Genomic DNA, 26,288 nt, shown 5'->3' on the forward strand with positions numbered 1-26,288 from the left:
ATATAATTATGAAAACAAACCAACCCGTCCTTATCTCCATTCTGCTTACAAGCGCCGTTGTCGGTTGCAAGCAGACAGACAACAAAGTGTGCCACCAGCCCACTTCCCCGCAGTATGAGGCTGTTTATGATCGTTCTACAGCACCGCTACAAATAGAGATAGAACAATCGTTACAACATCCGGCCAATTTAAAATTAAGCCAGATTGCCTCCCAACTAGAATACTATACCGTAGGTGATGCCCGCTTTCCGGTTACACAAGCAATCGAGATACCGGACAACAATGCTTTCATTACCTTCAACTATCCGCGTATCTATTACCGCAAACAGGATGTACCCAGCAAACGGTACGGCTTCAAAGCCTTAGCCTATAAATGGAATAACGATATGAATAAGACCAACCTGTTCTACGATAAGAAAACAACACGCATGTATTGCGCCTTAAGCGGATTAGATCAGAATAATAAAGAAAAAGCCGCTCCTTACATCGGCAAACTCCCTCCGCTGGATACCCTGCTCAAAATACAAAACTATATCTTTCCGGAAAACATAACAATCAAGTATCCTCTACACCTGACACAAGACCGTTTATTGGGTTTCTCCTCCTCGGGCTATAGCCTTTGCCATTACGAAGGCGATGCAGGAGAGCCTAACGGCATAATCACTTTTAACCTGCAAGGAGATACGCTCTGCAAGTTCATTCTTAAGGAGCCGGCCTCCACTGCCAAACGTTGGCAAACCGACAGTATTCCTTCGTTCCAGACATTTTTCTGGAATAACGAACAAAATAAAATGACCTTTATAATTCCCTTCTGCGACACGATCTACCGATTATTGGACAGTCGCACCATTTCTCCGTTATATGCTCTTAATTTAGGAGAAAAGAGCATTTCCGGCGATCAGCTCACTCAACCGGTAGCCAATGGCAAAATATGGCTCCGTACTTGCTACGAAAACCCGAAAAGCGTATGTATAGGACTTCGCCAGAAAGGAGCACCCGAAATAACAAACTGGCTAGGCCATACCGACGAATACAAGCCTGCCCTGACCCACCGGATAGTATATCTGAAAGAAGATGGAAAAACGTACGCCTTACCCCGTAACTCGGGTGGTTTCATCAACGACATAGACGACGGACTGGCATTCTGGCCTGACGGACAGACTGATGATTGTCTTTATATGATCCGTAGTGTTACCGAAATGCGCGAAACGGTCAAACGTACCGGTTCCGCCCGCCAGCAAGAATTGCTCCGTTTTCTGGATAACCCGCAGGTGCATGAACGCGATTATGTAATGATTGTAGCCCGTATAAAATAAAGCATTCTCTTATGTATCATAAAAAAGCCTCCCTGAATTGAACCAGGAAGGCTTTTAACTTTTTAACCGTCTTCACTCCTCACGGAACTACAAACAGTCAGAACTTTTAATTTTATTACTTTAGTACTAATATAACATTCACTTGTTCGCCTGTCTCAGGGTAATTGGAGATCAAGGGGCAATTAAAAATTGCCCCTACGCTTTCCGCGTGAATGATTAATTAGATTATTTGAATAATCCTTTGTATTCTTATTTAACAACTGCCTTAACAGCTGCTTCACCTTCTACAGCTACGATTACAACACCCTGAGGAGCAGCAATCACTTCACTGTCTGAAGTTGCAACTATTGTAGTCTTCTGACCTAATACATTAGATACAGTTACAGCCTTACCAGCAGCACCGTAAACAGTTACGTTACCTTCGCCAGCTACTACACTGATGGTGTTGTCAGCATCGATACCTTCATTTCCTGTTGGAGTTGAAGCTGTTTCGAATGTGATAGGCTGAGCAGCAACATTTGAAGAGAAGATCACTGTTCCGTTTACTACAGACAGAGTCTTAGAAGGAACATTCATCGGAGTGATAACATAAGCGTCACCTACAACCTTGAACATCATAACTGATTTGTTGTTTGCGCTAGTTACCTGGATAGGTTCGTTAGCCTTTGTAGCAGCATACCAGATAGAATCTTTTACAACACGAGTAGCTACGAATGATGCGCTATCACCAACAACTGATAATCCCTGAGCAGCTCCACCAATTGTCAACGCATTACCAATAACAGTGTCATTGTCTACAGTTGCACCTTTATAGATATAATATCCATAGTTTGTATTGTCGCTACCTCTGTCTACATAAGCAGTATCGATATACAAAGCAAAGTCGTCAGCAGTCAAAGCAGCTTTCAATTCATCGTTTACACGCATGAACTTAGCAGCACCTTCCACATTAGTCAACATGTCATATCCCATACTGATATTATAATGACCACGAGCAACCTTTGCGTAAGTAGGTGCCTGACCACCTTCGATAGCGAATACTGTTTGCTTAGCAGCAACTAACTTGTCATAAGCTACGTCCAGAGTAGAAGCATTCATTACGATAGAGCTATCTGCCAACCAAGTAGTAGTATTTACAGGGTTGATGTTTGATTTTACAATCTGGTAGCCATTACCGTTGATATCAGCTACGAAGAAATAACGCTGTACGCTATCTGCATCTACAGCCATCTTAGTAACGCCTGTGTTTGTAGCAAAGAACTTAGAATCTGCTTTGTAAGGTCTTTCCATTGAATAAGAAACACGCATCAAAGTATCACCCAAAGTACGAGCACCATAAAGAACCGTATCAGCCAGGTTGTTATAACCATCTGAAGACAGACGCAATTGCAATGCATCTTCGAATGTAGATTTAGCACCGTTGATGATAGAATCCTGTACTGTAGACATATAAACATCGTCTGCAGCTTTAGAGATCAATCTGAACGCGATTGAGCCATAACCCATTTCTTCTTTCGTATAGAACTTGTAACCAGTGCTCTTGTCAGCCATGTCTACATCCAACTTAGTGAACAATACAGTGTCAGTGCCTAATCTATAAACACCGGCAGCAGCATCTTTTACAACATAAAGAACTTCTTTATTCTTATATACAGGAGCTATTGCTTCACCTAGAGTTTCGCCATTTAAACCTGTAGAAGTTGCAACAGTTGTAGCTTCACGAGACTGGATAGAGTATGTACCGTCTTCATGATCTTTTACATACATCTGAGTATAAGCAGCATACGGAGTAGCAACAGGAGCATTGTAAACATAAGAAGAACCATCATAAGTCAGATATTTGCCATCATTAGCAGCATTTCCACCTGTACCTTTGAACATCAAAGAGTAAACGCCTGTACCGCCTGCCAATTTAACAGGATCACCTTTCTTGATAGTGATAAACGGAGCTATTACCTGAACAGAGTCAATAGTCAATACTTCATTACTGTTAGCCAAAGTCTTGTAACCTAAAAGATATTTAGAACCTGCAGTAGCTTCAACAATACTATACTTGCCATTTATATCAAATGTAACAAGGCTGTCAGTCAACATAAAGATAGAGTCGTTGCCCAAGTTCATCCATACGTTGAATGATTGCAAACCTGCATTACCCATTTGCATATAACGAGCATCATTAGCAGCAACAACAGTATCCAACTGGAATTTAGGAGTTTTCACAGTACCTGAATAACTAGCTGTATCAATTGTGATATACTGAGCTGGTTTAGTACCGGCAGCACTTGTTTCCTTACCTTTTTGTTGGAATTTGAATTTAGTAGTTCCCGGAACCAAAGTAGGGATCAGTTCGCTTTCAGTAAAGATGTTAGACTCCTTACCAGCAAATTCGAACTGGAATGTTTCTGCATAGCCGGTCAATTCTTCAACTGTAGTCAGCTTAAGATTAAATGCAGTAGAATCTGTCAACGGAGTAGCATCATCTACAGAATTAGTCATAGCGGCACCCATTTTATAAGCAAGGATTTTGTTATCCGCCACTTTTGCATAAAGAGCTTTACCACTCTTAAACACAAATTCATTTACACCGGCAGCAATCTTTGCAGTAGCTGTTGCACTCTTCGCAAAAGAAAGCATTTGTTTTGTAGCCTTGTTTGTGAAAGTACATACTGTGTCGTTGCCTGTTTCAATTCTTACAATCTGCATGTCCCACAAAGCAGAGTCGGCCATTGCTTTTGTAGTCTCCAATTCCGTAATAGACTTCATTTTAACGGAGTCTACAGCAGGAACATCTTTAGACCATGACAAAGCACTGCCAGCACCATCTGTCAGCAAAACATACTTTGTCTGAGCTGTAGAGACCACTGTTAATGCTGCAAATGCAGCTAAAAGAGTAGAAAATCTCTTGTTCATACTTCTAAAATTTAATATTAATAATAGTGTTTGTTAAAAAATCTGTTTTTCAACCCGTTACGCTTCCAACAAGACATAAAAAGTGACTAGGGAAAACGAAGGTTTTCCCTAGTCACTTTTTTACCTTTTTTCAGGGCATTCGTCATCCGAATCCTTTGTTTTGTAACAGATAGCTTATAGTATTGATAAGAAAGAAGATAGCTAAGAAAAAAAAGACACAAAAAGGGTTGCACAAATAAAAGAAACATGTACCTTTGTGATGACTAATATAAACGTTCGTTTTCCCTAGTCATCGAAAATCCACATATTTCAATAACTATCAGCTATTTAAACCATTTTTTGATCCTCCTGTATTTTACTACTAAATATTAATGTACGCGTACATTAAATATTATCATAAAATAAAAAGCCTCCCCGATCTGATTCGGAGAGGCTTTTGCCTTTTAGCTGTCTTCGTTCCTCACAGATATACAAACAGCCAGAACTTTTAATTTATTACTTTAGTATTAATATTTATCCGCTTGTTCGCCTGTCGCAGGCTAATTGGCTTATAAAGGAGTGGCCTTACAACCACTCCTTTTGCCTCACGGATAATTAATTAGATTATTTATCAATTATGCAATTGCTTACTTCACAACAGCTTTAACTGCTGCTTCACCTTCTACAGCTACGATTACAACGCCTTGAGGAGCAGCAATCACTTCACTGTCTGAAGTTGCAACAATTGTAGTCTTCTGACCTAATACGTTAGATACGATTACTTTCTTACCAGCAGCACCGTAAACTGTTACGTTGCCTTCGCCGGCTACTACACTGATAGTGTTAGCTTCTGTTGATTCGTTGCCGGTTGGAGTATCAACTGTAACAAGAGATGTAGACATCTTTACTGCATCAGGCGAATCAACTACAAGATAGCCATTAATATTAGAAACATATTTATTATCAGCCGTCTTCAAGAAGAATGAACCTTCATTATCACGATCTGATTCCAAAATGAAGCGGAAGTTATTAATACCCGGAAGTATCTTACCTTGAGTTGCATCTTTAGAAGTACCTGCAACCAAAGATACTGTATCCCTATCAGTATTAGTTACGAACAATGAATCTACACCATAACGTTCTGCCGGACGGAACATCAAACGAGCGGCACCACTATATTTGTAAACTGGATTTTCGCTATTAAACGAATCTTTTGCAGCCCACATATACATGCGTTCACCAGAAAGAACTTTTGTTTCAGATTCTGTTGCAATTGCTTTTGATACATAATATGAAGCAGTTTCACCGGCTTTATAGTTTACAGTATCAAAATAGAATGTAAAGTCGTCTTTAGTAAAGCTTTCAGCCTTTAGACTATTACCTTCCTGAGCAACCACAGCAACATTATTCTTACCGATTGCCAGCATATCGTTGCCGCTCTTAAGTACCTGATGGCCTTCAGCCTTGAAGTTTACAGCAGGAGCAGCCATTTCTTTAAATACAAACGGAGCAACTTTTGATGAAGAAGCCAATGCTATTGTATCCAATGCAGGAGCAGCAGCCTGGGCATCCAATATAGCTACCTTATAGCCATAATCAGCATTAGTTGCCACATAATCAGCAGCTTTAGCAACACCGGCTTTTGTATCGTTCTTCATTGCTACGAAACCAGCAGTATCAACCAACTGATATTGATCCTTTGCGCAAGCCTTGATCAAGAATACAGCAGCACTGTCTGTAGCTTTATAATCGGCAGATGTTGCTTTCATTGTATACTGACCATTTTCTACACGTACCAGATATTTTCCATCTTTATCTTTCATCTTATATGACTGACGATACAACTGAGGAACATCATCTGTCTTAGCAGCACCGTAGGCAGCAGCATTTACTTTTTCAAGATACATTGCGCTCTCATCGTCGGCAAGGATTACTTTGCCTTCCTTATTACCCTGAAGATACATATTACCAAGATATTCGTAAGCAGAAGTTACCTGGAACATGATGTTAGGCAATTTAGCTGCTTCATAGAACAAATAACCGCTATAATCTTTATCACCGCTGAATGATACTTTTGCATCAGTCAACTGAATTGTTCCGGCAGAGATTGTAAATGTATCGTCCTTACCTTCTACGGCACCTACGAATCCTGAGTGAATTTTATTACCTGTTGCACGGTTAATAATTTCATAAATACCTTCACCCAATTTCTTAACAACAAACTGAGCATTTACATCTGTTTCTTCAACAGCATCTGCAACAACTGCAGCAGCAGAACCAGTCAAAGCAGCAGCAGTAAACGGAGCTACAGCATACTTGTCTTTATTGTCGCCATCAAGATATTTCAGTGTATATACCTTCTTAACATCGATGTTTGCACCTACCGTAGAAGGAACATCGCCCGCTTTATACGGCTGAATCAACGGATAGAAAGAAGTATTATTATTAGCCGTATCCATTACCAGATAAACAGAAGAACCTAATACTCTCAAAGCAGGAGCCGGTACTGTAAAGTTACCTGCTACCATCTTTGTTGCACCTTCTTGCATTGTAAAGTCGGCAACCAGGCTATCAGAGAATGCATTTGTCTGAGAATCAAACTTAGGCAAGTTGTATGGACGGATAGCAATAGAATCATTTGCAACGCTGACCTTTACAACGAACACAGCAGAACCGATAGGACGGTTTACTTTTCCACCAACTATTTGTTCGCCAGCCAACGGATTAACGCCAAATGTAGGAACCGTATCGGCCAAAGCCAATGTCCAAGCCGGCATTCTTACTGCTTCATCAATTACCATGTTTGTGTCTGCCGGAGCAAAAGAGCCTTTCAGATAAGTAGTATCAACCACCAATGCTTTCTTGTCTGTAGCAGACCACAATACCAACAAAGAGTCTGCATCATCTACAGAAGGCACCAATTTGCCAAGACCAGAACCGGCAACGCCCCAAGATTTCTGACCTACAGCAGGAATAGAGTCTGCATTTGCAGTACTTTTTACGTTAGCCTGATAAGCTGTCCAAGTTTTTTCTGTCAGGATGTTCTTACCTTGATTTACATCCTGAGGAGCATCTTTCACTTCAGACTGGTTGAAATACATTTTACCACCAAATTTTTTCATGAAAGCATTAAAGTCTTTTGCCGTCAATGTTAACGATTCTTGCGGGTGACGAACGACTAAAGAAGCTGTTACACCAGAAAGTGCAGATGCGGATGTTCCTTTTACCGAATTAAGCACCAATTGATCTGATTCATAAGTCAAATAAAATACGGAGTCATTCTTAAATGCATAGAAACATTTACCATCGTAAGCCCATTCGTCAATACCAGAAGCTACAAATTTCACACCTGCTAATTTACCGTTATTTCCGTCCTTAGAGTTTGTAACAGATGGAACGATCAGCTTTACACCTTGTGTGTTTTTCAATGTGTAAGAACGAGCCGTTCCCGATACTTTTACATTTACTGTCCATAATGTAGAATCAACACCGGCATAGCTAGTAGTGTCAATATCTGCTGTCAAATCAAAACTAGCAGCTCTGCTATTCAGCTTTTTAGAAGCTAAAGTCAAACCATCATTCGACTCTACAACGAAAGCATTTGTGTATTCTTTGCTGCTAGAAGTAGGATCAGCCAACTGCACACGTGTGCCATCCTTCAAATCATTCAGACTTGAATAATACAAACTCTGCGCATTTGCTGATAGTCCACCGGCTACCAGAGCGGTAGCCAAAAGAGTAGAAAATCTTTTGTTCATACTTTTTTTCATTTAATATTAATAATAGTGTTTATAAAAATCTATGATTCAACCATTTTAAATATCAATACCGTACAAAAATGACTAGTGAAAACGATCGTTTTCACTAGTCATTTTTTTGCCTGATTTCGGAGGTTTGTTTAAGAAAGGGATTGTTTTGTAACAGATAAGTTATAGTGTTGATAAGAAAGAAGATACAGAAGAAAAAAAATTAAGAAAAGGGTTGCACGATAAAAAGAAAGATGTACCTTTGCAATGACGAATGAAAACGATCGTTTTCCCTAGTCATACCATCACCAAGTTTACTTCCTGTTTATCAAACACTTATATCAAATACCAATATACAATATATATGTATTTTGCAAGTACCCCTTAAAATTATGTACGCGCGTACATAATATATATATAAATGATAAAAGGAAGCGATTTATTGCATTTGTTTATACCCGAAACCGGTTGCCTACCCAGTTTGGTTTGGTTGCCTATTTGTTTTCGATAAAATGACTACCAAAATAACATTAAATATGCAGTCTAATAATAGGTCATATAAAAGTTCACTTTGTCACCTTCTTCGGGGGGGGTGTTCCAAATCGTGTAATTTCTTCGCCTTTCAAAGTTTTCTCGTAGTGACCGTTTCTATCTGAGGTAGTTAGACCTTTACGAAGAGACTTTTTAAGCAAACGATCCACACTACTCTCGCTCACATTTAAGCTCTCCGCGAACACTATCATTTGTGCTCTTGTGAAGCATTTCGGCATGTCTGCAAACAGGTTTAACTGTACATACGAAAAAGTATAAGTTACCTCCTTTTTGCGATGATCGAGCGACGTTCCTACCATATAGGCATGACGAAGGCAGGTCATGATTATACCAAATGCCGTTTCAAAATCTTCGTCCGCTACCGTCATGTTGCAAACCATCCAACCGGCTTCCGCTTTGCGCAGCGCAGTTAGTATCATACAGATACGGAAAGGGATATACGGTAACGCAATACCACGCTATCACGGTCTTCATTACCAATTTTCTTTATATTCCCGCCAACGATCCAGAATATGCACCATAGATGCCACACGTCCTTTGCCGGAGGCCGATTCGCCTACTATAGAACAAAAAACGGGCGTGAAATAGATAGTACATTCAGCCTGCCCAATACTCCCGGCATAGCAAAGCTCAGAAGGGTCAGGACCGACAGCAAATCGAGGTCTTTATCCTCCTTTCTACAATCGTTTGGCATCAACTCCAAAAGTGTTCTCGGGAGGTGGTTCTAAACGTCATCTGGGAAGCTGCCAAGGAGTCCAACTCACAGCATCGCAAACAGACTGGAAGTAGAAAGCATGACTGTCCGGACTGTCGTTATCACAACTCACCACCAGATGCACTCCTTCTCCGCTCACGCTCACATGTGCAAAAAGGACGTAAGGCAATTGCCTGCAACGGTCGATCAGCACGGCAGGCTACTGCCTTGCATGGTCGATGCCTACAAAGCACAATCCGGTGTAAGCGGTAGCCTTGTCGGACTTTCACTCGCCATCAAAACGTGCACAGACGGTGATGGCCGGCAGGCTTCGCTTAAGGCGGCCGGCTTCATCCGTACGACCTTCCTTGCGGAATCTGCGGATCTCGAAGGTGTTCCGGCGCAAAACTCCATTGGTTATCAACTCCTTTATCTGATCTAAGGTTACTAACTTTTCTGCTTGCTTGACATAAACATTGCAGAAAAACGAAAAGGATTTCTCTCCCATTTCCATTTTATTACTTATTTAATACAAAAAAGGAGACAATTTTCAGATTGTCTCCTTTCACTTTATCTATTAGCCTTTTAAAAACTTTTACTTCCCTGCAGCTTCTTTTACTGCTTTCTTATTGATTTTCTTCTTCTGTAATTCATATGCGATAGGGGTTGCAACGAACAGAGTAGAATATGTACCGACAACAATACCTAACAAGATAGCAAACGTAAAGCTACGAATTGTGCTACCACCCAGGATGAAGATACACAACACAACCACCAACGTTGTTAATGATGTATTGAATGTACGGGATAATGTAGAATTCAACGCATCGTTGATTACCTGATAACGGTCACGTTTCGGGTATAAACCGATTGTTTCACGGATACGGTCGAATACAACCACCGTATCATTGATAGAGTAACCGATAATGGTAAGGATAGCAGCAATAAACGTCTGGTCTACTTCCATTGAGAACGGTAACAGTTTCCATAACAATGTATAGAATGAAATAATACACAATGTTGTTACGGCTACAGAAGCGAATGCTCCAACAGAGAATGATATGTCACGGAAACGAAGCAGGATATAAACAGCCATACAGAACATAGCGAATACTACCGCCAGGATAGCGCTGTTCTTAATGTCGTCTGCCATACTTGGACCTACCTTCTGTGAGCTCTGAATATATGTAGAAGTAAACTGGTCCAAGGTTGTCCCTTCCGGTAGCAAAGGCTTAACACCTTCAAACAATTTGGATTCAATTTCCTGATCTACCGCAGGATTTGCATCCGCAATCTTATAGTTTGTAGAGATACGCACCTGATTGGGTGTACCGATTGTAATAACACTTACCGCACCATCCAACTGGGCATCCAACATATTGCGTACTTCATCGGTCTTAACATTCTGGTCGAAACGGACAACATAGTTGCGTCCCCCCGTAAAGTCGATACCGTTATTCAAACCGATTGTTGCCATTGAGATACCACCCAATACGATGATGACAAGCGGAATCAGGTAACCCACCTTACGTGCAGCAAGGAAGTTGATCTTCGGATTTGTCAACAAGTCTTTCGTGATAGAAGTAACAAATGTTACGTTCTTCAATTTATCTTTAGCCAACAGAGCTTCATATACAATACGTGTTAAGAATACTGCCGTAAGGAATGATGCAAACAGACCGATAATCATTGTGGTAGCAAAACCACGGATAGGACCGGTACCGAAGTAGAACAATACCACACCTGTGATGATTGATGTCAAGTTTGAGTCGAAGATGGCAGAAAATGCATTGCTATAACCATCGGCAATAGCTTTGTTTAACGATTTACCTGCACGAAGTTCTTCTTTTGTACGCTCATAAATCAACACGTTAGCATCTACTGCCATACCCAACGTAAGCACCATACCGGCAATACCCGGCAAAGTAAGGACAGCCTGGAATGAAGCAAGAATACCCATCGTAAAGAAGATATTCAATATCAAAGCACCGTCGGCAATCAGACCCGGAATAATTCCGTAGAATGCACACATATAAATCATCAATAAAACAAGTGCCAATGCAAATGAAATAACACCTGAATTGATAGCTTCCTGACCAAGAGACGGACCAACAACATCTTCCTGTACGATCTGCACAGAAGCAGCCATCTTACCTGATTTCAACACATTAGCTAAGTCCTTTGCTTCTTCCGGAGTAAAATTACCTGTAATTTGTGAACGTCCACCGGTAATTTCCACTTGTACATTCGGAGCTGAATAAACCATATCGTCAAGAACGATAGCAACGGCTTTGCCGATATTATCTTTTGTCAAACGCGCCCAAGCCTTTGCGCCTTCGGCATTCATAGTCATACTAACTAGCTGTTCGTTACGGCCTGCCTCCTGAGAGAAATCGGCATTAGCATCCGTTACAACATCGCCACCCAAAGCAGGAGAACCGTCACGGTTAGTCTGTTTGATAGCATACAAATAGAAATATTGTTCTTTTTCATCAATAGCCTTAACACCCCACTTCAAAGACAGGTTACGAGGTAACACATCTTTTACTTGTTTCATGTTCAGGTATTCGTTGATTTTGTCAATGTCTTTTACATTAGCTATACCAACAATAGCGCTCGGAACAAGCTGTCCGTTATACTGGTTAACCTGCAAAAGGGCAAACAGCGGATGTTGTTTTGCGAACTCTTCCATATTGGCACTAGCTGCAGCGTCCGGTTTTTCCTGGTGAATCTGAGCCAAAAGAGAATCGGCATCACTTGTTGCAGCGTCTTCGGTTGCAACGGTAGCCGTTTCGGCAACTACTGCAGTAGAATCGGATGTTTCGCTACTTAATACGGTAGCCAATATATTATCGGCAGCAATTAACTGCTGGTAGATTTCAGGCAACTGGTAAGTTTCCCAAAATTCCAAGTTTGCACTACCCTGAAGCAACTTACGTACACGTTCCGGTTCTTTAACACCCGGAAGTTCAACAAGGATACGTCCTGCCGTTTCAAGGCGCTGGATGTTTGGAGAAACCACACCGAATCGGTCTATACGGGTACGTAATACATTAAATGAGTTATCGATAGCACTCTGCAATTCATTTTTCAAAACAGCGATTACCTGAGCATCAGAACTCTGGGGTGTGATTTTATCTTTTAACTCGAAAGTACTGAAAATAGCAGACAGACGTGCACCGTTGTCCAACTTTTTATACTCTTCTGCGAATAAATCAATGAAGTCTTTCTGGCTGGTAGCCTGGTGAGCATATGCCAGATCCAACGCCTTATTGAAGTTTTCGTCCTGATTATTGTTTGAAAGCGACCGGATAACATCGGCAACATTCAACTCGAGAACGACGTTCATACCTCCCTTAAGGTCAAGACCTAAACTGATTTCCATTTCACGGCATTGCTTCAATGTATAGCCCAGCCATACCTTCTGAGTAGATAAAGAGTCCAGATAAGCAGTCTCTTTCGCAGGATCTCCACCTGCATACTCAGCGGCTTTATTGTTGTAATATCTTGTCACAAACGAGAATGACAAATAGAACAAGCAAACAAGCGTAAGTAACACCGCGAAGACCTTCACAAATCCTTTGTTTTGCATTTGAATCTTATGTTTATGTTATTACATTATTTATTTTTGTTTTTTCACAGGGTGCAAATATAGACTTTTTTTCTTTGATAAAGACCAATTAGATTAATTATTTGTCACTCTCATAGTTTATTTCGAACGCAAATGTATATCTTTGTCTGTAAAATATAAAGAAAATTAGAACCATGAAACGACTATTATTGTTATTATTATTTATTCCGGCTTTATTATCAGCCCAGAAAGATCAACAATATCTGGCTGGTGCTGTTCCCGAAATAGACGGCAAAGTAGTATTCACGAAAGAGTTTAACGCGCCTTCTCTGTCGCAAGACCAAATATATGACACTTTGTTAAAATGGGCACAAGAATATTTTAACAATGAAAAAGAACGGGTTGTTTATACCAATAAAGAAAAGGGAGAAATAGCTGCAATAGGCAATAATTACATTATTTTCACAAGTACAGCCATTTCGCTAGACCGTGCACTTATGTCTTTCCAAATGACTATCGAATGCAAAGGACATAATTGTATCATGAAAATAACTGCCATCCGATATACCTACGACGTTTCTTATCAACGGGAACCTGAGAAATATACTGCAGAAGAAATAATTACGGACAAAAATGCAATCAACAAGAAAGGTACGTTAGTACGGGGATTTGCCAAATTCCGCAAATCAACAATAGACTATGTAAACAAAACAATGGACAGTGCATTGGCTGCACTCAATCTTCAGACAAACCCGCAACAGATAGCATCTGCAGTTACAACACCAGTAGCACCAACTGCGCCTACCGCCTCCGTAGTTCCTGCAACCCCTCTTAGTCCGGCTATGACTGCAGAGCCAGCAACTGCCAGCAAACCTATGAAAGGCTTTATCTCCGTAAAACCGGATCAAATACCAAGCACCATACTTCAGCTACTCCCAGACAGCAAAATAACTATCGTGCCGGAGAGTGCAACCGAATTGACCGAAACGAATGCCGCATGGAAAGGAATCAGCACGATATTTGGCAGAAAGGTGGCATCTTTCTCCATTGACCCTAACAGCCATGTTTATAAAGCAATCGGCAACGAAGGGATCTACAAGATATCTTTCCTTAACAAAGATGATGCCAGCGACAACGCATGGATGATAATAGAATGTAAAAAACAAGGAGAAACTCCGGATGGACAACAAGTTTCCATTTTAGGCGAAATTACAAATGTATGGATCAAATAAACAATAAAAGATGAGAAAAGTATTATTATTTATATGTATGTTATTCCCTGTGTTATGTATGGCACAGGGACATAAAGGTTCTGTAAGCGATTGCGCACCCATGAAAGATGGAAAAGTTGTCTACAGCGACAAAGTAGACATGCAAGGAATGAGCAAAGACGATTTGTTCAATGCCATAAACAAATGGGCCAAAAAGAGCTATGGAAAAGATGTGTTTTTATCCAACGTATCTTCCAATAAAGGCAAAGGCTCTATATCCGTAAGTTCTAAAGTAGAACTACTTCTGAACGATAACGATAAAACGGTACTGAAATACAGAATGCACATTAATTGCGAAGAAGAGCAATACAAAATAGCGATATCTAACATCGTATATCAATATGATCCCAAGAACGAGAAAAAATACAAGACGTATGTAGCAGAAGATGTAATTGCGAACAATGGCAAAAGCAATAAAATTGCAATTATAAAAGACCCGTCATTATTCTGCAATGCGACATTCTTCTTTGTAGAGAACTTGTTCGGGGAAGTCTTTGATGCAGCAAAAGATGACGAATAAATAATACGGTGTGGCTGTTATTTGTCAAGTTGCAGATAACACCACATCGGATAATGATCTGAATATTTCACTTTGTCAACCGTACAATTCATTGCCTTCATATTAGATGAATGAAGGATATTATCGATACGGAACCAGAAGAAATTTTGATTATAAGAAACACCTATACCTCTTCCCGATTCAGAAAAAGCATCTACCAAAGGCCCTTGAACAGTACGGTGAGCGTATGAAATAGGCGTATCATTAAAGTCTCCACACACAACAATGTAACCATTCTTAGCCTTTTCTACTTCACTTGCCACTGTTTTAGCCTGCTTAGCCCGAATAATAAATGCAGGGCCTAACTTTTGCTGAATAGCACCACGCAATTCGTCAAAAGTATCAGAGCCTATATTTTTAATAAAAGCAGAATAACGGGAACGATCTTCAGAGGTAAGCTTAAATGATTCCAGGTGATTATTTATCAATGTGATATTTTTATCTTTAACCTTGACCTGATGCACAGAGGAGCCGTTGAAATTACTATCATATTTAATCCGCCGTGATTCCGAAATGGGGTATTTGGAAAAAACAGCAATACCGAACGTCATAAGCTTATTGCTACTCAAAGTAAAAACAGAACGGTACGGGTACATTTTTAATGCGCTGAAAATCTTATTACGAGTGAGATATTTCTCCGATTTATGCTCGGCATATTCCTGCAAACAGACAATATCGGCATCCGAATTGGCTATGTACTCGATTATCTGATTAGGGCTATATTTGGTATGGTTTTTATACCCAAACCCCATTACATTATAAGTCAACACCTTTAACACATTTTCCTGCGGAACAGGTTTCACCGGAGAGTGAAAAGGGAAATAATTTTTGACAGGAGTCCAACAAATAAGGAAAGATACCACACCTATCAATAAGAATTTCCATTCCCATAAGAATAACCAATATAATATAAAACAGATATTCAATGCACAGAGTACAGGAAATGCCAATCCCAAATAAGAAAACAATAAACTCTTCTCCGGAGAAAATCTATCCGAATAAGCCGCTAATATAAATAAAACAACCACTATGATATTAGCGATCACAAACAAAAATTGCAAAAACAATCGTAGCGTTTTCATCCGGTTCATTATTTCTTACTGGCATCAAAAAGCTTTTTCTTTTCGTCTGCAGAAAGGCTTTCATACCCTGAACGTTTCAGTTTATCCAGTATAGCATCTATATCAACTGACTCCTGATGCTTACGGGCATTATATTCATAATCTGTCTCAGAACGTTTATAAGTCACATGCATTCTCGGTTTAGGTTTGCCAAGATTAACAACCCAGTCTATTACACGATTCATAGGAGCCGTCAAATCTTTCCCCACACGAATACGGGAAGCAAACCAAATACCAAACAAAGCTCCGCCAATATGAGCTATATGCCCTCCTGCATTATCAGACGTAATAGCCATAAAGTCTATTACCAATGTAAATATAGCTAAATAGATAAGACGTACACGACCTATTAACAATAAATTTATCTCTAAATCTTTCCTGTAAAACGAAACGGCAAATACGATAGCCATAACCGATGCTGAAGCTCCCATCAGATAGCTGGTTGCAGCTACGGTTTGAAAATAAGGAAAAATATTATATGCTATCATAAAGAATATGGCTCCGGCTATACCTCCCAGGACATACAGCCCCCCCAATTGGCGTTCGCTAAAAAAATTCAGGAATAATCCCCCAAACCAATATAGCCAAAGCATATTAAACAAGATATGCAGGAAATCGAAATGGGTAAACATGTATGTGATGATTGTCCACGGCCTATAAAGCAAAAGCTCCGGAGATGACGGCATCTGTAAATACTGCAGGAAAGAAGTATTTCCTATATTAAACAGCATAAACAACACACTGGCCAGCCGAATAACGACAAACAATCCTATATTTATATATATAAGTTTCACCAGGATATTACCTGATTGAAACGTACGCTTCAAATTAGTAAAAATACCGTCCATTGTCTGCATCTTTCTTCTTCCAATACCGAACTAATATATATCCGAACAACATACCTCCCAAATGGGCAAAATGGGCAACCGTATCACCACCAAAGCTGGCAACGCCCAGGAATAATTCGGCTAAACCATAAAATACAACAAAGTATTTAGCCTTGATTGGTATCGGGATAAACATCAAATATAATGGTACATTCGGGAATAACATGGCAAATGCAAGCAAGATACCAAACACTGCACCGGAAGCACCAATCGTTACAAAGAAATTCAGGAATTCACTCTTCGGTATGATTTGTGCGCCACCTATATTTATCATATCCTGACTAGCAAACAGGACATCACGCAAATTATAGAACCATACTAGTTCCTGTATAAGGCCTGCACCAATTCCCGTAACTAAATAAAAGACAAGAAAGCGTTTCGGTCCCCAAACATTTTCCAATATACGCCCGAACATATACACAGCAAACATATTGAAAAAGACATGTGCAAACGAATGAGTATCGTGCATGAACATGTATGAAATAAACTGATAGGCTTTAAAGTCGGTTGCACCGGGAAAATGCAAGCCCAACAAATTAACTAAATCAATGCCAACCTTTGGCAAAACAAGACTTGCTACCCAGAAAAGGAGGTTAATTATTATAATATTTTTAGTTACTGTCGGGATGCTGTTAAAAAATCCCGTTCCGTTTTGATTCATCATAAAATGTGTCTATTTAAAGGCAAAGGTAAATATATTTTACTTACATTTCGATGTCTTTGCGACTAAAACATAGTAAATCAATAAAAAAAACATTATTTTTCTTTGTTGTATATTAAATTAGAATTACATTTGGCAGCAAGTTTGGACTATTAGGAAGATTTGTTTAATATATTAACTATCAAACCATCATGAACAAAACAGAATTTATTAATGCTGTATCAGAAAAGTCTGGTTTAAGCAAAGTGGATGCAAAAAAAGCTGTAGAAGCTTTTGTAGAAACAGTATCTGGCGAATTGAAAGCCGGAGGTAAAGTAGCCCTTCTGGGATTCGGTGCATTCTCTGTAGGTGAAAAAGCTGCACGTAAAGGCGTTAACCCAAAAACAAAACAGCCAATTGACATTCCGGCACGCAAAACTGTGAAATTCAAAGCAGGTGCTGAACTTTCAGAACTTATTAAATAAGAAAGAATAATCTCCTTTCTTATAGCAAAAAGCCGTACCCAATAGCAGGGACGGCTTTTTTTTATACCTTTGCAAACAAAAACAAATCCGAACATACGTAATATACGATTATGACTATCGAACAACAGATTACCGAGGCAGTTATAGCCGGCATTAAAGAGCTGTACGGTGTTGAAGTACCAACCAGCCAAGTGCAATTACAAAAGACAAAAAAAGAATTCAAAGGGCATCTTACCTTAGTAGTATTTCCATTTCTACGCATGTCTAAAAAATCTCCTGAACAAACAGCGCAGGAAATAGGTGAATATCTGGTAAAGAATGAAAAGGCCATAGATGAATTTAATGTAATAAAAGGATTCCTTAATCTGACAATTGCCTGCTCATGCTGGATTGACCTGTTGAACACGATAAACGGACAACCTTCATACGGCATCGTTCCGGTTACAGAACAGTCTCCGTTGGTAATGATAGAATATTCTTCGCCAAACACAAACAAACCCCTTCACCTGGGACACGTTCGCAACAATCTGTTAGGTTTCAGCTTATCTGAAATTATGAAAGCAAACGGCAACAAGGTTGTAAAGACAAATATCGTAAACGACAGAGGTATCCATATCTGCAAATCAATGCTTGCCTGGCAAAAATGGGGCAATGGGGCAACACCCGAAAGCACCGGAAAGAAAGGCGACCACTTGATTGGCGATTTCTATGTATTATTTGCAAAAAAATGGAAACAACAAATACAAAAAAAAATTAACAATCTTAATAATTATATGCCTGGTGTTAAAACACTAGACATATATTCTCCTAGGACTATAAAAAACATATCCAACAAACTCTACTTTTTTTTTAGAAGTTATAACATTGAAGAAAATCCTAATTTCAAACAAGCAATAACAATTTTTCTTGATCAAAATTTAAACAGCAATCATCATCTTTTAAAAACAAATATTATTAACACATTATCTAGATGGTTCGATAAATCTCTATTGTCTCAAGCCCGTAAAATGCTCCGTAAATGGGAAGCAGGAGACAAAGAAGTTCGTAACTTGTGGGAAATGATGAACAACTGGGTCTATGCAGGCTTCGATGAAACATATAAAATGATGGGAGTGAACTTCGACAAAATATACTACGAATCCCAAACCTATCTCGAAGGCAAAGGCAAAGTGATGGAAGGACTCGACAAAGGTATCTTCTATCGTCGTGAAGACGGATCAGTATGGGCCGATCTCACCAAAGACGGACTAGACGAAAAATTATTACTTCGTGCAGACGGAACATCCGTATATATGACCCAGGATATTGGTACTGCCAAACTACGCTTTGACGACTACCCTATCAACAAGATGATATATGTAGTAGGCAACGAACAAAATTATCACTTCCAGGTTCTTTCAATCTTATTGGATAAATTAGGATTTGAATTTGGAAAAGGCCTGGTTCATTTCTCTTATGGAATGGTAGAATTACCGGAAGGCAAAATGAAAAGTCGTGAAGGTACCGTTGTTGATGCCGATGATCTGATGGAGGAAATGATAAATACAGCCCGCGAAATCTCAAAAGAGCTAGGCAAGCTGGATGAGATGACACCCGAAGAAGCTGAAAATATTGCCCGTATCGTAGGATTAGGTTCATTAAAATATTTCATTCTGAAAGTTGATCCTCGTAAAAACATGACCTTCAATCCAAAGGAATCCATTGACTTCAATGGTAACACAGGTCCTTTTATCCAATATACTTACGCACGTATACGTTCCGTACTTCGTAAGGCAACAGAACAAGGTATCGTATTGCCGGCTCAACTGCCTACCAACATTACGATCTCCGAAAAAGAAGAGAATCTGATCCAGATGATTGCAGACTTTGCAAACATCGTACAAGAAGCAGGAAAATTATATAGTCCGGCTTGTATTGCAAACTACACCTACGATTTAGTAAAAGAATACAACCAATTCTATCACGATTTCTCGATCCTTCGCGAAGAGAATGCGGAACTGAAAAACTTCCGCCTAATGCTTTCGGCCAATGTTGCAAAGATTGTAAAAGAAGGTATGTCATTACTAGGCATTGATGTTCCGGAAAGAATGTAATTTCCGGACTATGGAAATAGGCACACATACCAAACAAACACTTCTGCGGCTTCAGAAAAATGAAGCCACAGAAAGTATTGTTTATACCCGGCTGGCAGCTATAGAAAAAGATGCTGCAAACAAGAACATTCTCTTACGCATTGCTGCCGAAGAAAACGGACATTACAGCATTCTGAAAAAATATACGGAAACAGAAGTCAAACCAGACAAATGGAGAATCTTCAAATTTTATTGGCTGGCACGTATTCTGGGCATCACTTTTGCCATCAAGCTAATGGAGTTGGGAGAAGAAAATGCCAAAGACAATTATGCAGCTTTTCAGGATTACCCTGATCTCATACAAATATCAAAAGATGAAGATGAGCACGAGCAACAACTGATCGGGCTGATCAACGAAGAACGCCTGGAGTATATGGGATCTGTAGTACTGGGATTAAACGATGCTTTGGTTGAATTCACCGGCGCTTTAGCAGGCTTTACGCTGGCATTAAGTGACTCAAAATTGATAGCTTTGACCGGTAGTATCACAGGCATTGCCGCAGCCCTTTCAATGGCTTCATCCGAATACCTGTCCACCAAATCCGACGGAAACGGCAAACATCCGGTAAAAGCATCTGTTTATACCGGAATTGCATATATCTTCACTGTCGCAGCATTAGTAGCGCCTTTCATTTTTATCAGCCATGTTATTATAGCTTTGGGTATTATGTTAGCCATTGCATTAACCATCATAGCGTTGTTTAACTACTACTACTCGGTAGCCCGGAGTGAAAGTTTCCGCAAACGTTTTACCGAAATGGCCGTCTTGAGTTTCAGTGTTGCCGCATTAAGCTTCCTGATAGGGTATGCACTTAAAGAGTTTACGGGTATAGACGCATAACACCGCGCCTATAACCCTATTTCAATTTACATACTATCTCCTAACGGCTTTACCAGCGACCAATGGGTTTGTATTATTTTCCATTCATTGACAGAATTACGGCGATAAACCTCTGTACAATTCCATTTGTAAACTTTATCTCCCTCATACGAGTTAAGGTTAAATGTCAGGACAGCCATATCTTCTGTTGCCTGAACAACCGGGCAGATCATTTCATAACGGTCAACATGTACCATGCCTCTCGCCCGTTCATAATAAGCAGTCAACTGATCCAGTCCTTCCATTTTCCGCTCCAACATCGGATCAAAATACACCACATCCGTATCAGAAAGTGCCAGATAAGCGTCAGGATTACCGTTATTCCAAATCTCTAAAGCCTGTTTCTCCAGAGAAATAATCAATTCTGCAATACCCTCTTTTTGTATTTCATTCTTCATAACTTTACATTTATTTATAAGTTGATGAAGGCAAAAATAGAAAATACAAGGCGATTACTGACAACAAATAAAGGGAAAACCTCCCTGAATAGCATTTCTGTCCCATTTACGCAAAACACCCCTTCTCCCTTTGTTATTAAAGTAATATCAAAATATGTCAAGGTATGAGCAGGGTGCTCCACCATATATTTCTTTATAAAGTCCAAACGCACAACATCTATAAGCAATTCATCACCATATTTATGCTTATAGAAGTTGTATTGCGGTATGGTAAGCTTTTTCAAGACTTCTTCTTTGCCGTACGCCTTTTCGTCGTAGCAGGTTTATCGGCTGCTTCAGCAATAATTTTCTGACACTCTTCCAAAGTCAGCTCTTCGGGATGTTCAACCGATTTAGGAATCCTGTAATTAGAGCCTTTATAAGCGATATAAGGACCATAACGGCCATTTAATATTTCCAGATCAGGTTCTTCATCAAATTTCTTCATGAAGCGTTGTTCATCCTTACTGCGTTTGGCTTCTATCAACTCAATCGATTCATCCATCGTAATCGTAAGAGGATTCAGATTTTTAGGAATAGATACAAACTTACCTTTAAAACGGATAAAAGGTCCGAAACGTCCCACTGCCGCAACAACTTCTGCTCCTTCATATTCTCCTATCTTACGAGGAAGATCGAATAGTTTCAGTGCTTCTTCCAAAGTTATAGTCTCTATAGATTGCCCTTTCATCAAAGTAGCAAATTGAGGTTTAGGGGCATCTTTATCATCTGTACGGGCCTGTCCGATCTGAACCACCGGACCATAACGGCCAATCTTAACAAAGACAGGCTTACCACTCTTCGGATCAATCCCCAACTCACGCTCTCCTACCTTATGTTCTGTTCTCACTGCCGAGGTAGATTCTACAATGGGATGGAACATTTTATAGAATTTATCAATTGCTTTCGTCCAATCCAATTCGCCATCCGCAACAGCATCAAATTCCTTCTCAACGCTTGCCGTAAAGTTATAGTCGAGAACAGAAGGGAAATATTCCATCAGAAAATCATTCACCACAGTCCCTATATCCGTAGGCATCAGCTTATTGCGATCAGCCCCTACAGTTTCAACCTTATCAACTTCTTTGATTTTATTATCGAACAGAGAGATGACACAGTAAGAACGTTGTGTACCTTCTTTGTCACCTTTCACTACATATTCGCGATTCAGAATCGTCTGGATTGTCGGAGCATAAGTTGACGGACGGCCAATGCCCAATTCCTCCAAACGACGAACCAGGCTTGCTTCCGTATAACGGGGAGGACGCTGGGTAAAGCGTTCCGTAGCAACCATATCTTTTAAGACCAATGACTCATGCAAAGAAACAGGAGGCAACAACCCGTTCTCTTGTTCTTTTTCGCCTTCGTCATCCGAACTCTCGCGATACACTTGCAAAAAACCATCAAATGCAATTACCTCGCCTACTGCAACAAACTTTTCCTTCTTATCCCCTATTCCTATAGATATAGTGGTACGTTCCAATTCTGCATCGGCCATCTGGCAAGCAATAGTCCGTTTACGGATCAATTCGTATAATTTCTTTTCCTGAGCTGTCCCGCTTATATCTTCATTACTGATATAAGTAGGCCGGATAGCTTCGTGAGCTTCCTGTGCACCTTTACTCTTTGTATGATATTGGCGGAACTTATAATATTTTTCGCCATATGTATCAAAAATAGCTTCCTTTGTAGTACCCAAAGCCAAGTCACTCAAATTCACGGAGTCGGTACGCATGTAAGTAATCAATCCCGATTCATACAAACGCTGTGCTATCATCATTGTCTGCGATACGGAGTATCCTAATTTACGGGCTGCTTCCTGTTGTAAAGTGGAAGTAGTAAACGGAGGCGCCGGCGATTTTTTTACCGGCTTGGTAGTTATATCATCTATACTGAAAGAAGTACTCTTACAAGATTCCAGAAAAGCTTTCACTTCTTCTCTGTCTTTCAGGCGTTTATTAAGTTCAGCTTTAAGGATAGTAGTCCCGTCAGGCAAGATAAAGTTTGCTATTACGCGAAAAGCCGCTTCGGAAACAAAGTCGTTAATCTCGCGTTCACGCTCTACAATCAAACGGACAGCCACAGACTGTACACGTCCGGCAGACAAAGCCGGTTTCACCTTTCTCCATAAAATCGGAGACAGTTCGAATCCTACAATACGGTCTAACACACGGCGTGCCTGTTGAGCATTTACCAAATCTATATTTATATCGCGTGGTGTTTCAATAGCATGCAGAATAGCATTTTTGGTAATTTCATGAAAAACGATACGTTTGGTATTTTGTGGCTTTAGTCCCAACACCTCATATAAATGCCATGATATAGCTTCCCCCTCGCGGTCTTCATCGGACGCCAGCCATACTTGTGACGCTGATTTAGCCTCTGTCTTCAATTCTGCTACCAGCTTTTTCTTATCAGCCGGAATAACATACTGAGGAGTGTAGTTATGTTCAATGTCAATACTAAATTCTTTTGTCTTCAAATCGCGGATATGACCATAGCTAGACATGACCTTGTAATCCTTACCAAGGAACTTTTCAATGGTCTTTGCCTTAGCAGGTGACTCCACTATTACCAAATTTTTCTGCATAATATCTTCACTTCTTTTGGAAATCGAGTGCAAACATACATAAATAATTACAGTAAAAGTACATTACTAACAATTTTTCGTAGTTTTGCAAACCCAACTATCAAGACTTAAAAAGAAGATGAAAAAAATTAAAGAGCTTATATTCAATGGTGAAACAGATGATGCCCTTCGACTTTTGGATGAATTCATTGCAACAAACCCAATGTCTGACGAGGCCTATTATCTTCGGGGAAACGCCTATCGCAAAAATGGAAATTTCCAACAAGCACTCAACAACTATTTATCAGCAATGGAATTAAACCCGGACAGCCCCGCTCATCAAGCTCACGATATGCTGATAGAGATTCTGAACTTTTACAATAAGGATATGTATAACCATTAACCCCCTAAAATAAGTATTAGCCCGATCCAATTCGCCGGAAAACCGTTTCAATCTCCGGGTTTACCAGTGCCTTTGATCTACGGCTGCCCTTGGAATGACAGGCAACTATTCACCTTTATACGTTAATGCCAGCATGGTTATATCGTCACTCTGTAAAGCTCCATTCACAAATTCGCAAACAGACTTGTTCATAGTTTCGACCATCTCTTTAGCCGACATATTTTTCATAGAACGACATACCTTAATCAAACGTTCGTTGCCATATTGGTTATAATCGCCATCCATAGCCTCGCTTATGCCATCCGTATACAAAAACAGGCTGTCGTTGGCTTTCAGGCGGATCGTCTTCTCCTGATAGGTTGCATTCTCCATTACCCCCAAAGCCAAACCTCCGGTCAGCGGCAACATCGAAACGTCTCCTTCATGTTGAATATATACCGGACGGCTATGTCCTCCGTTGCAGAAAACAAGTTCGCCGGTATGAATATTAAGGATGGCATAAAATACAGTCACAAACATATTGTTGACACTTTCCCTGCAAAGCAATTCATTCGATTGCTGCAATACCCTTGCCGGGGATAACTGGCGCAAAGCCGTAGCCCGTAAAACCGTACGGCTAATAGCCATAAATATGGCAGCAGGAATGCCTTTATCGGAGACATCCGCTATGGAAAAGCCCAAATGATTGTCGTCTATCAGAAAGAAATCATAGAAATCCCCTCCTACGGCTTTCGCCGCATTCATCGTAGCATAAATATCAAACTGCGAATATTGTGGAAACGGAGGGAATTGTTTCGGTAAAATCGACTGCTGTATATCGCGCGCAACCGTCAGGTCATACTGTATAGCTTCCAGCTGATTATGCTCTTTCTGCGCCTCTTTTATAAAGGCGATTTGCTCTACGGCTTTCTCTATAGTACGTTCCAGGTCTTCCATATCGATAGGCTTCGTTGCAAAGTCAAACGCACCACGGTTCATTGCAGTACGGATATTTTCCATATCCCCGTAAGCTGAAACCATAATACATTTCAAAGCCGGATTGCGCATTTCGTTAATCTTGGTCAACAGGGTCAAACCATCCATTTCCGGCATATTAATGTCACTTAATATAATATCGAAATCCGGTTGGTCAAGCATCAACTTCAGTGCTTCCAATCCATTGTGGGCAAAAGCGAACTCATATTCGCCCTTCCGTATCTTACGCCGGAAATACTGGGTTAACAAAACCTCCAGGTCCAGTTCGTCGTCTACACTTAATATCTTAATTGCCATACCGCAGTTTATTTATTCGTTAATGGGATAAGGAAGACAAAACGGGAAAACTCGCCCTCTTTCGTTTCCAGTTGAATAGTTCCGTGATGTTTCTCTTCTATAATAGATTTGGTGATGGAAAGACCTAGCCCTGTCCCTTCACCGGCAGGTTTTGTTGTAAAAAAGGCTTCAAATACCGCATTGCGAATATTTTCGGGCACCCCTGTTCCATTATCTTCAATACTAAGGCGTACCTGATCTCCCACCTTCTTCAGGTCTATGGAAATAGTAGGTTGGTAATCCAACGAGGATATTTTAGACTTACTATATACAGCATAACAGGCATTATTCATTATATTAAGAACGGCCCGGCTGAAATCCTGCGGGATAAGGTTCATCATCGGAATAGATTCATCATACGACTCACGTATCGTTATATTAAATCCTTTATAGTTGGCACGCATCGAATGGTATGAGAGCCATACATACTCCTTCACCAACTGCTGGATATTGGTTGGCACATACTCATCTTCCTTCCCTCTTGAATAAAGCAATATGCCGCGTATAATACTCGTAGCGCGATTACCGTGCTCTTCTATCTTATGGAGGTTTTCATGCAGATCATTCAATATGTCCGTAAACTCTTCATGAATAGAAGTCAACTTCCCCCATATTTCGGGCGAAAGAATCTCTTTTTCTTCCTCCAGTATATCTTCCAGGTCATCTACAAGCTTGCCGGACAGTTTGCTGAAATTAATAACAAAATTAAGCGGATTCTGTATTTCATGGGCAATACCAGCGCTTAACATGCCTAAAGAAGATAGCTTCTCAAGGTTCTTTATCTGCAATCGCAGATGTTCTATTTCCTTACTCTGATCTTCCATA

At 40.1% G+C, this 26,288-nt stretch carries 19 protein-coding genes; 7 read left to right on the top strand and 12 right to left on the bottom strand.

Features of this window, described 5'->3' with window-relative positions:
- Positions 1-8 precede the first annotated feature (8 nt).
- Entirely contained in the window at positions 9-1,316 is a 1,308-nt protein-coding gene (locus ACYIB7_RS13305) for a DUF4933 domain-containing protein (RefSeq protein WP_480337394.1), read from the top strand.
- A 249-nt stretch (positions 1,317-1,565) separates the two neighbouring features.
- Here the strand turns inward: ACYIB7_RS13305 and ACYIB7_RS13310 are convergent, their stop codons facing one another.
- From ACYIB7_RS13310 to secDF, 5 genes are all read right to left on the bottom strand, one after another.
- Entirely contained in the window at positions 1,566-4,226 is a 2,661-nt protein-coding gene (locus ACYIB7_RS13310; protein ID WP_480337396.1) for a DUF6383 domain-containing protein, read from the bottom strand.
- 626 nt (positions 4,227-4,852) lie between these two features.
- The gene (locus ACYIB7_RS13315) at positions 4,853-7,963 is read right to left on the bottom strand and encodes a DUF6383 domain-containing protein (protein WP_480337398.1); all 3,111 of its coding nucleotides are present in this window, start codon (positions 7,961-7,963) and stop codon (positions 4,853-4,855) included.
- A gap of 554 nt (positions 7,964-8,517) precedes the next feature.
- The gene (locus ACYIB7_RS13320) at positions 8,518-8,922 is read right to left on the bottom strand and encodes a hypothetical protein (RefSeq protein ID WP_480337400.1); all 405 of its coding nucleotides are present in this window, start codon (positions 8,920-8,922) and stop codon (positions 8,518-8,520) included.
- 561 nt (positions 8,923-9,483) lie between these two features.
- Positions 9,484-9,711, bottom strand: a complete 228-nt coding sequence (locus ACYIB7_RS13325) for a hypothetical protein (protein WP_480337402.1) — start codon at positions 9,709-9,711, stop codon at positions 9,484-9,486.
- An 81-nt stretch (positions 9,712-9,792) separates the two neighbouring features.
- Positions 9,793-12,789 (bottom strand): protein translocase subunit SecDF, encoded by a 2,997-nt coding sequence (gene secDF, locus ACYIB7_RS13330; RefSeq protein ID WP_480337403.1) that lies wholly within the window; start codon positions 12,787-12,789, stop codon positions 9,793-9,795.
- A gap of 173 nt (positions 12,790-12,962) precedes the next feature.
- On the opposite strand from secDF, the gene ACYIB7_RS13335 reads away from it, so the two are divergent.
- The gene (locus ACYIB7_RS13335; RefSeq protein WP_480337405.1) at positions 12,963-14,000 is read left to right on the top strand and encodes a DUF4468 domain-containing protein; all 1,038 of its coding nucleotides are present in this window, start codon (positions 12,963-12,965) and stop codon (positions 13,998-14,000) included.
- A 10-nt stretch (positions 14,001-14,010) separates the two neighbouring features.
- Positions 14,011-14,559, top strand: a complete 549-nt coding sequence (locus ACYIB7_RS13340) for a DUF4468 domain-containing protein (RefSeq protein WP_480337407.1) — start codon at positions 14,011-14,013, stop codon at positions 14,557-14,559.
- A gap of 17 nt (positions 14,560-14,576) precedes the next feature.
- On the opposite strand, the gene ACYIB7_RS13345 is transcribed toward ACYIB7_RS13340, so the two are convergent.
- From ACYIB7_RS13345 to ACYIB7_RS13355, 3 genes are read right to left on the bottom strand one after another with little or no spacing between them, the layout of a single operon-like run.
- Positions 14,577-15,680: an endonuclease/exonuclease/phosphatase family protein gene (locus ACYIB7_RS13345; RefSeq protein ID WP_103982782.1), complete on the bottom strand. Its 1,104-nt coding sequence runs from the start codon at positions 15,678-15,680 to the stop codon at positions 14,577-14,579.
- 8 nt (positions 15,681-15,688) lie between these two features.
- Entirely contained in the window at positions 15,689-16,567 is an 879-nt protein-coding gene (locus ACYIB7_RS13350; RefSeq protein WP_103982706.1) for a rhomboid family protein, read from the bottom strand.
- A complete protein-coding gene (locus ACYIB7_RS13355; RefSeq protein ID WP_099464392.1) occupies positions 16,548-17,270 on the bottom strand; it encodes a rhomboid family intramembrane serine protease in 723 nt (240 codons plus the stop codon). The genes ACYIB7_RS13350 and ACYIB7_RS13355 overlap by 20 nt, the downstream gene beginning before the upstream one ends.
- A gap of 188 nt (positions 17,271-17,458) precedes the next feature.
- On the opposite strand from ACYIB7_RS13355, the gene ACYIB7_RS13360 reads away from it, so the two are divergent.
- From ACYIB7_RS13360 to ACYIB7_RS13370, 3 genes are all read left to right on the top strand, one after another.
- Positions 17,459-17,731 carry an HU family DNA-binding protein gene (locus tag ACYIB7_RS13360; protein ID WP_099464393.1) on the top strand — a complete coding sequence of 91 codons (273 nt, stop codon included), beginning with the start codon at positions 17,459-17,461 and terminating at the stop codon, positions 17,729-17,731.
- 110 nt (positions 17,732-17,841) lie between these two features.
- Positions 17,842-19,824: an arginine--tRNA ligase gene (gene argS / locus ACYIB7_RS13365; protein ID WP_103982707.1), complete on the top strand. Its 1,983-nt coding sequence runs from the start codon at positions 17,842-17,844 to the stop codon at positions 19,822-19,824.
- A gap of 10 nt (positions 19,825-19,834) precedes the next feature.
- Positions 19,835-20,704, top strand: a complete 870-nt coding sequence (locus ACYIB7_RS13370) for a VIT1/CCC1 transporter family protein (protein WP_103982783.1) — start codon at positions 19,835-19,837, stop codon at positions 20,702-20,704.
- A 26-nt stretch (positions 20,705-20,730) separates the two neighbouring features.
- Here the strand turns inward: ACYIB7_RS13370 and ACYIB7_RS13375 are convergent, their stop codons facing one another.
- Positions 20,731-21,141, bottom strand: a complete 411-nt coding sequence (locus ACYIB7_RS13375; protein WP_103982708.1) for a YybH family protein — start codon at positions 21,139-21,141, stop codon at positions 20,731-20,733.
- Between the two features lie 280 nt (positions 21,142-21,421).
- The gene (gene topA / locus ACYIB7_RS13380) at positions 21,422-23,770 is read right to left on the bottom strand and encodes a type I DNA topoisomerase (protein WP_103982709.1); all 2,349 of its coding nucleotides are present in this window, start codon (positions 23,768-23,770) and stop codon (positions 21,422-21,424) included.
- Between the two features lie 118 nt (positions 23,771-23,888).
- On the opposite strand from topA, the gene ACYIB7_RS13385 reads away from it, so the two are divergent.
- Positions 23,889-24,152, top strand: coding sequence for a tetratricopeptide repeat protein (locus ACYIB7_RS13385; protein WP_099464396.1), 264 nt, complete (start codon positions 23,889-23,891; stop codon positions 24,150-24,152).
- A 105-nt stretch (positions 24,153-24,257) separates the two neighbouring features.
- Here ACYIB7_RS13385 and ACYIB7_RS13390 read toward each other — a convergent pair whose 3' ends face one another.
- Together ACYIB7_RS13390 and ACYIB7_RS13395 are read right to left on the bottom strand one after the other, a co-directional pair.
- Entirely contained in the window at positions 24,258-25,424 is a 1,167-nt protein-coding gene (locus ACYIB7_RS13390) for a PP2C family protein-serine/threonine phosphatase (protein ID WP_103982710.1), read from the bottom strand.
- Positions 25,425-25,432: 8 nt separating this feature from the next.
- The gene (locus ACYIB7_RS13395) at positions 25,433-26,287 is read right to left on the bottom strand and encodes a sensor histidine kinase (RefSeq protein WP_099464398.1); all 855 of its coding nucleotides are present in this window, start codon (positions 26,285-26,287) and stop codon (positions 25,433-25,435) included.
- Position 26,288 lies beyond the last annotated feature (1 nt).

It is taken from the genome of Parabacteroides sp. KHUB-03, from assembly GCF_056640975.1.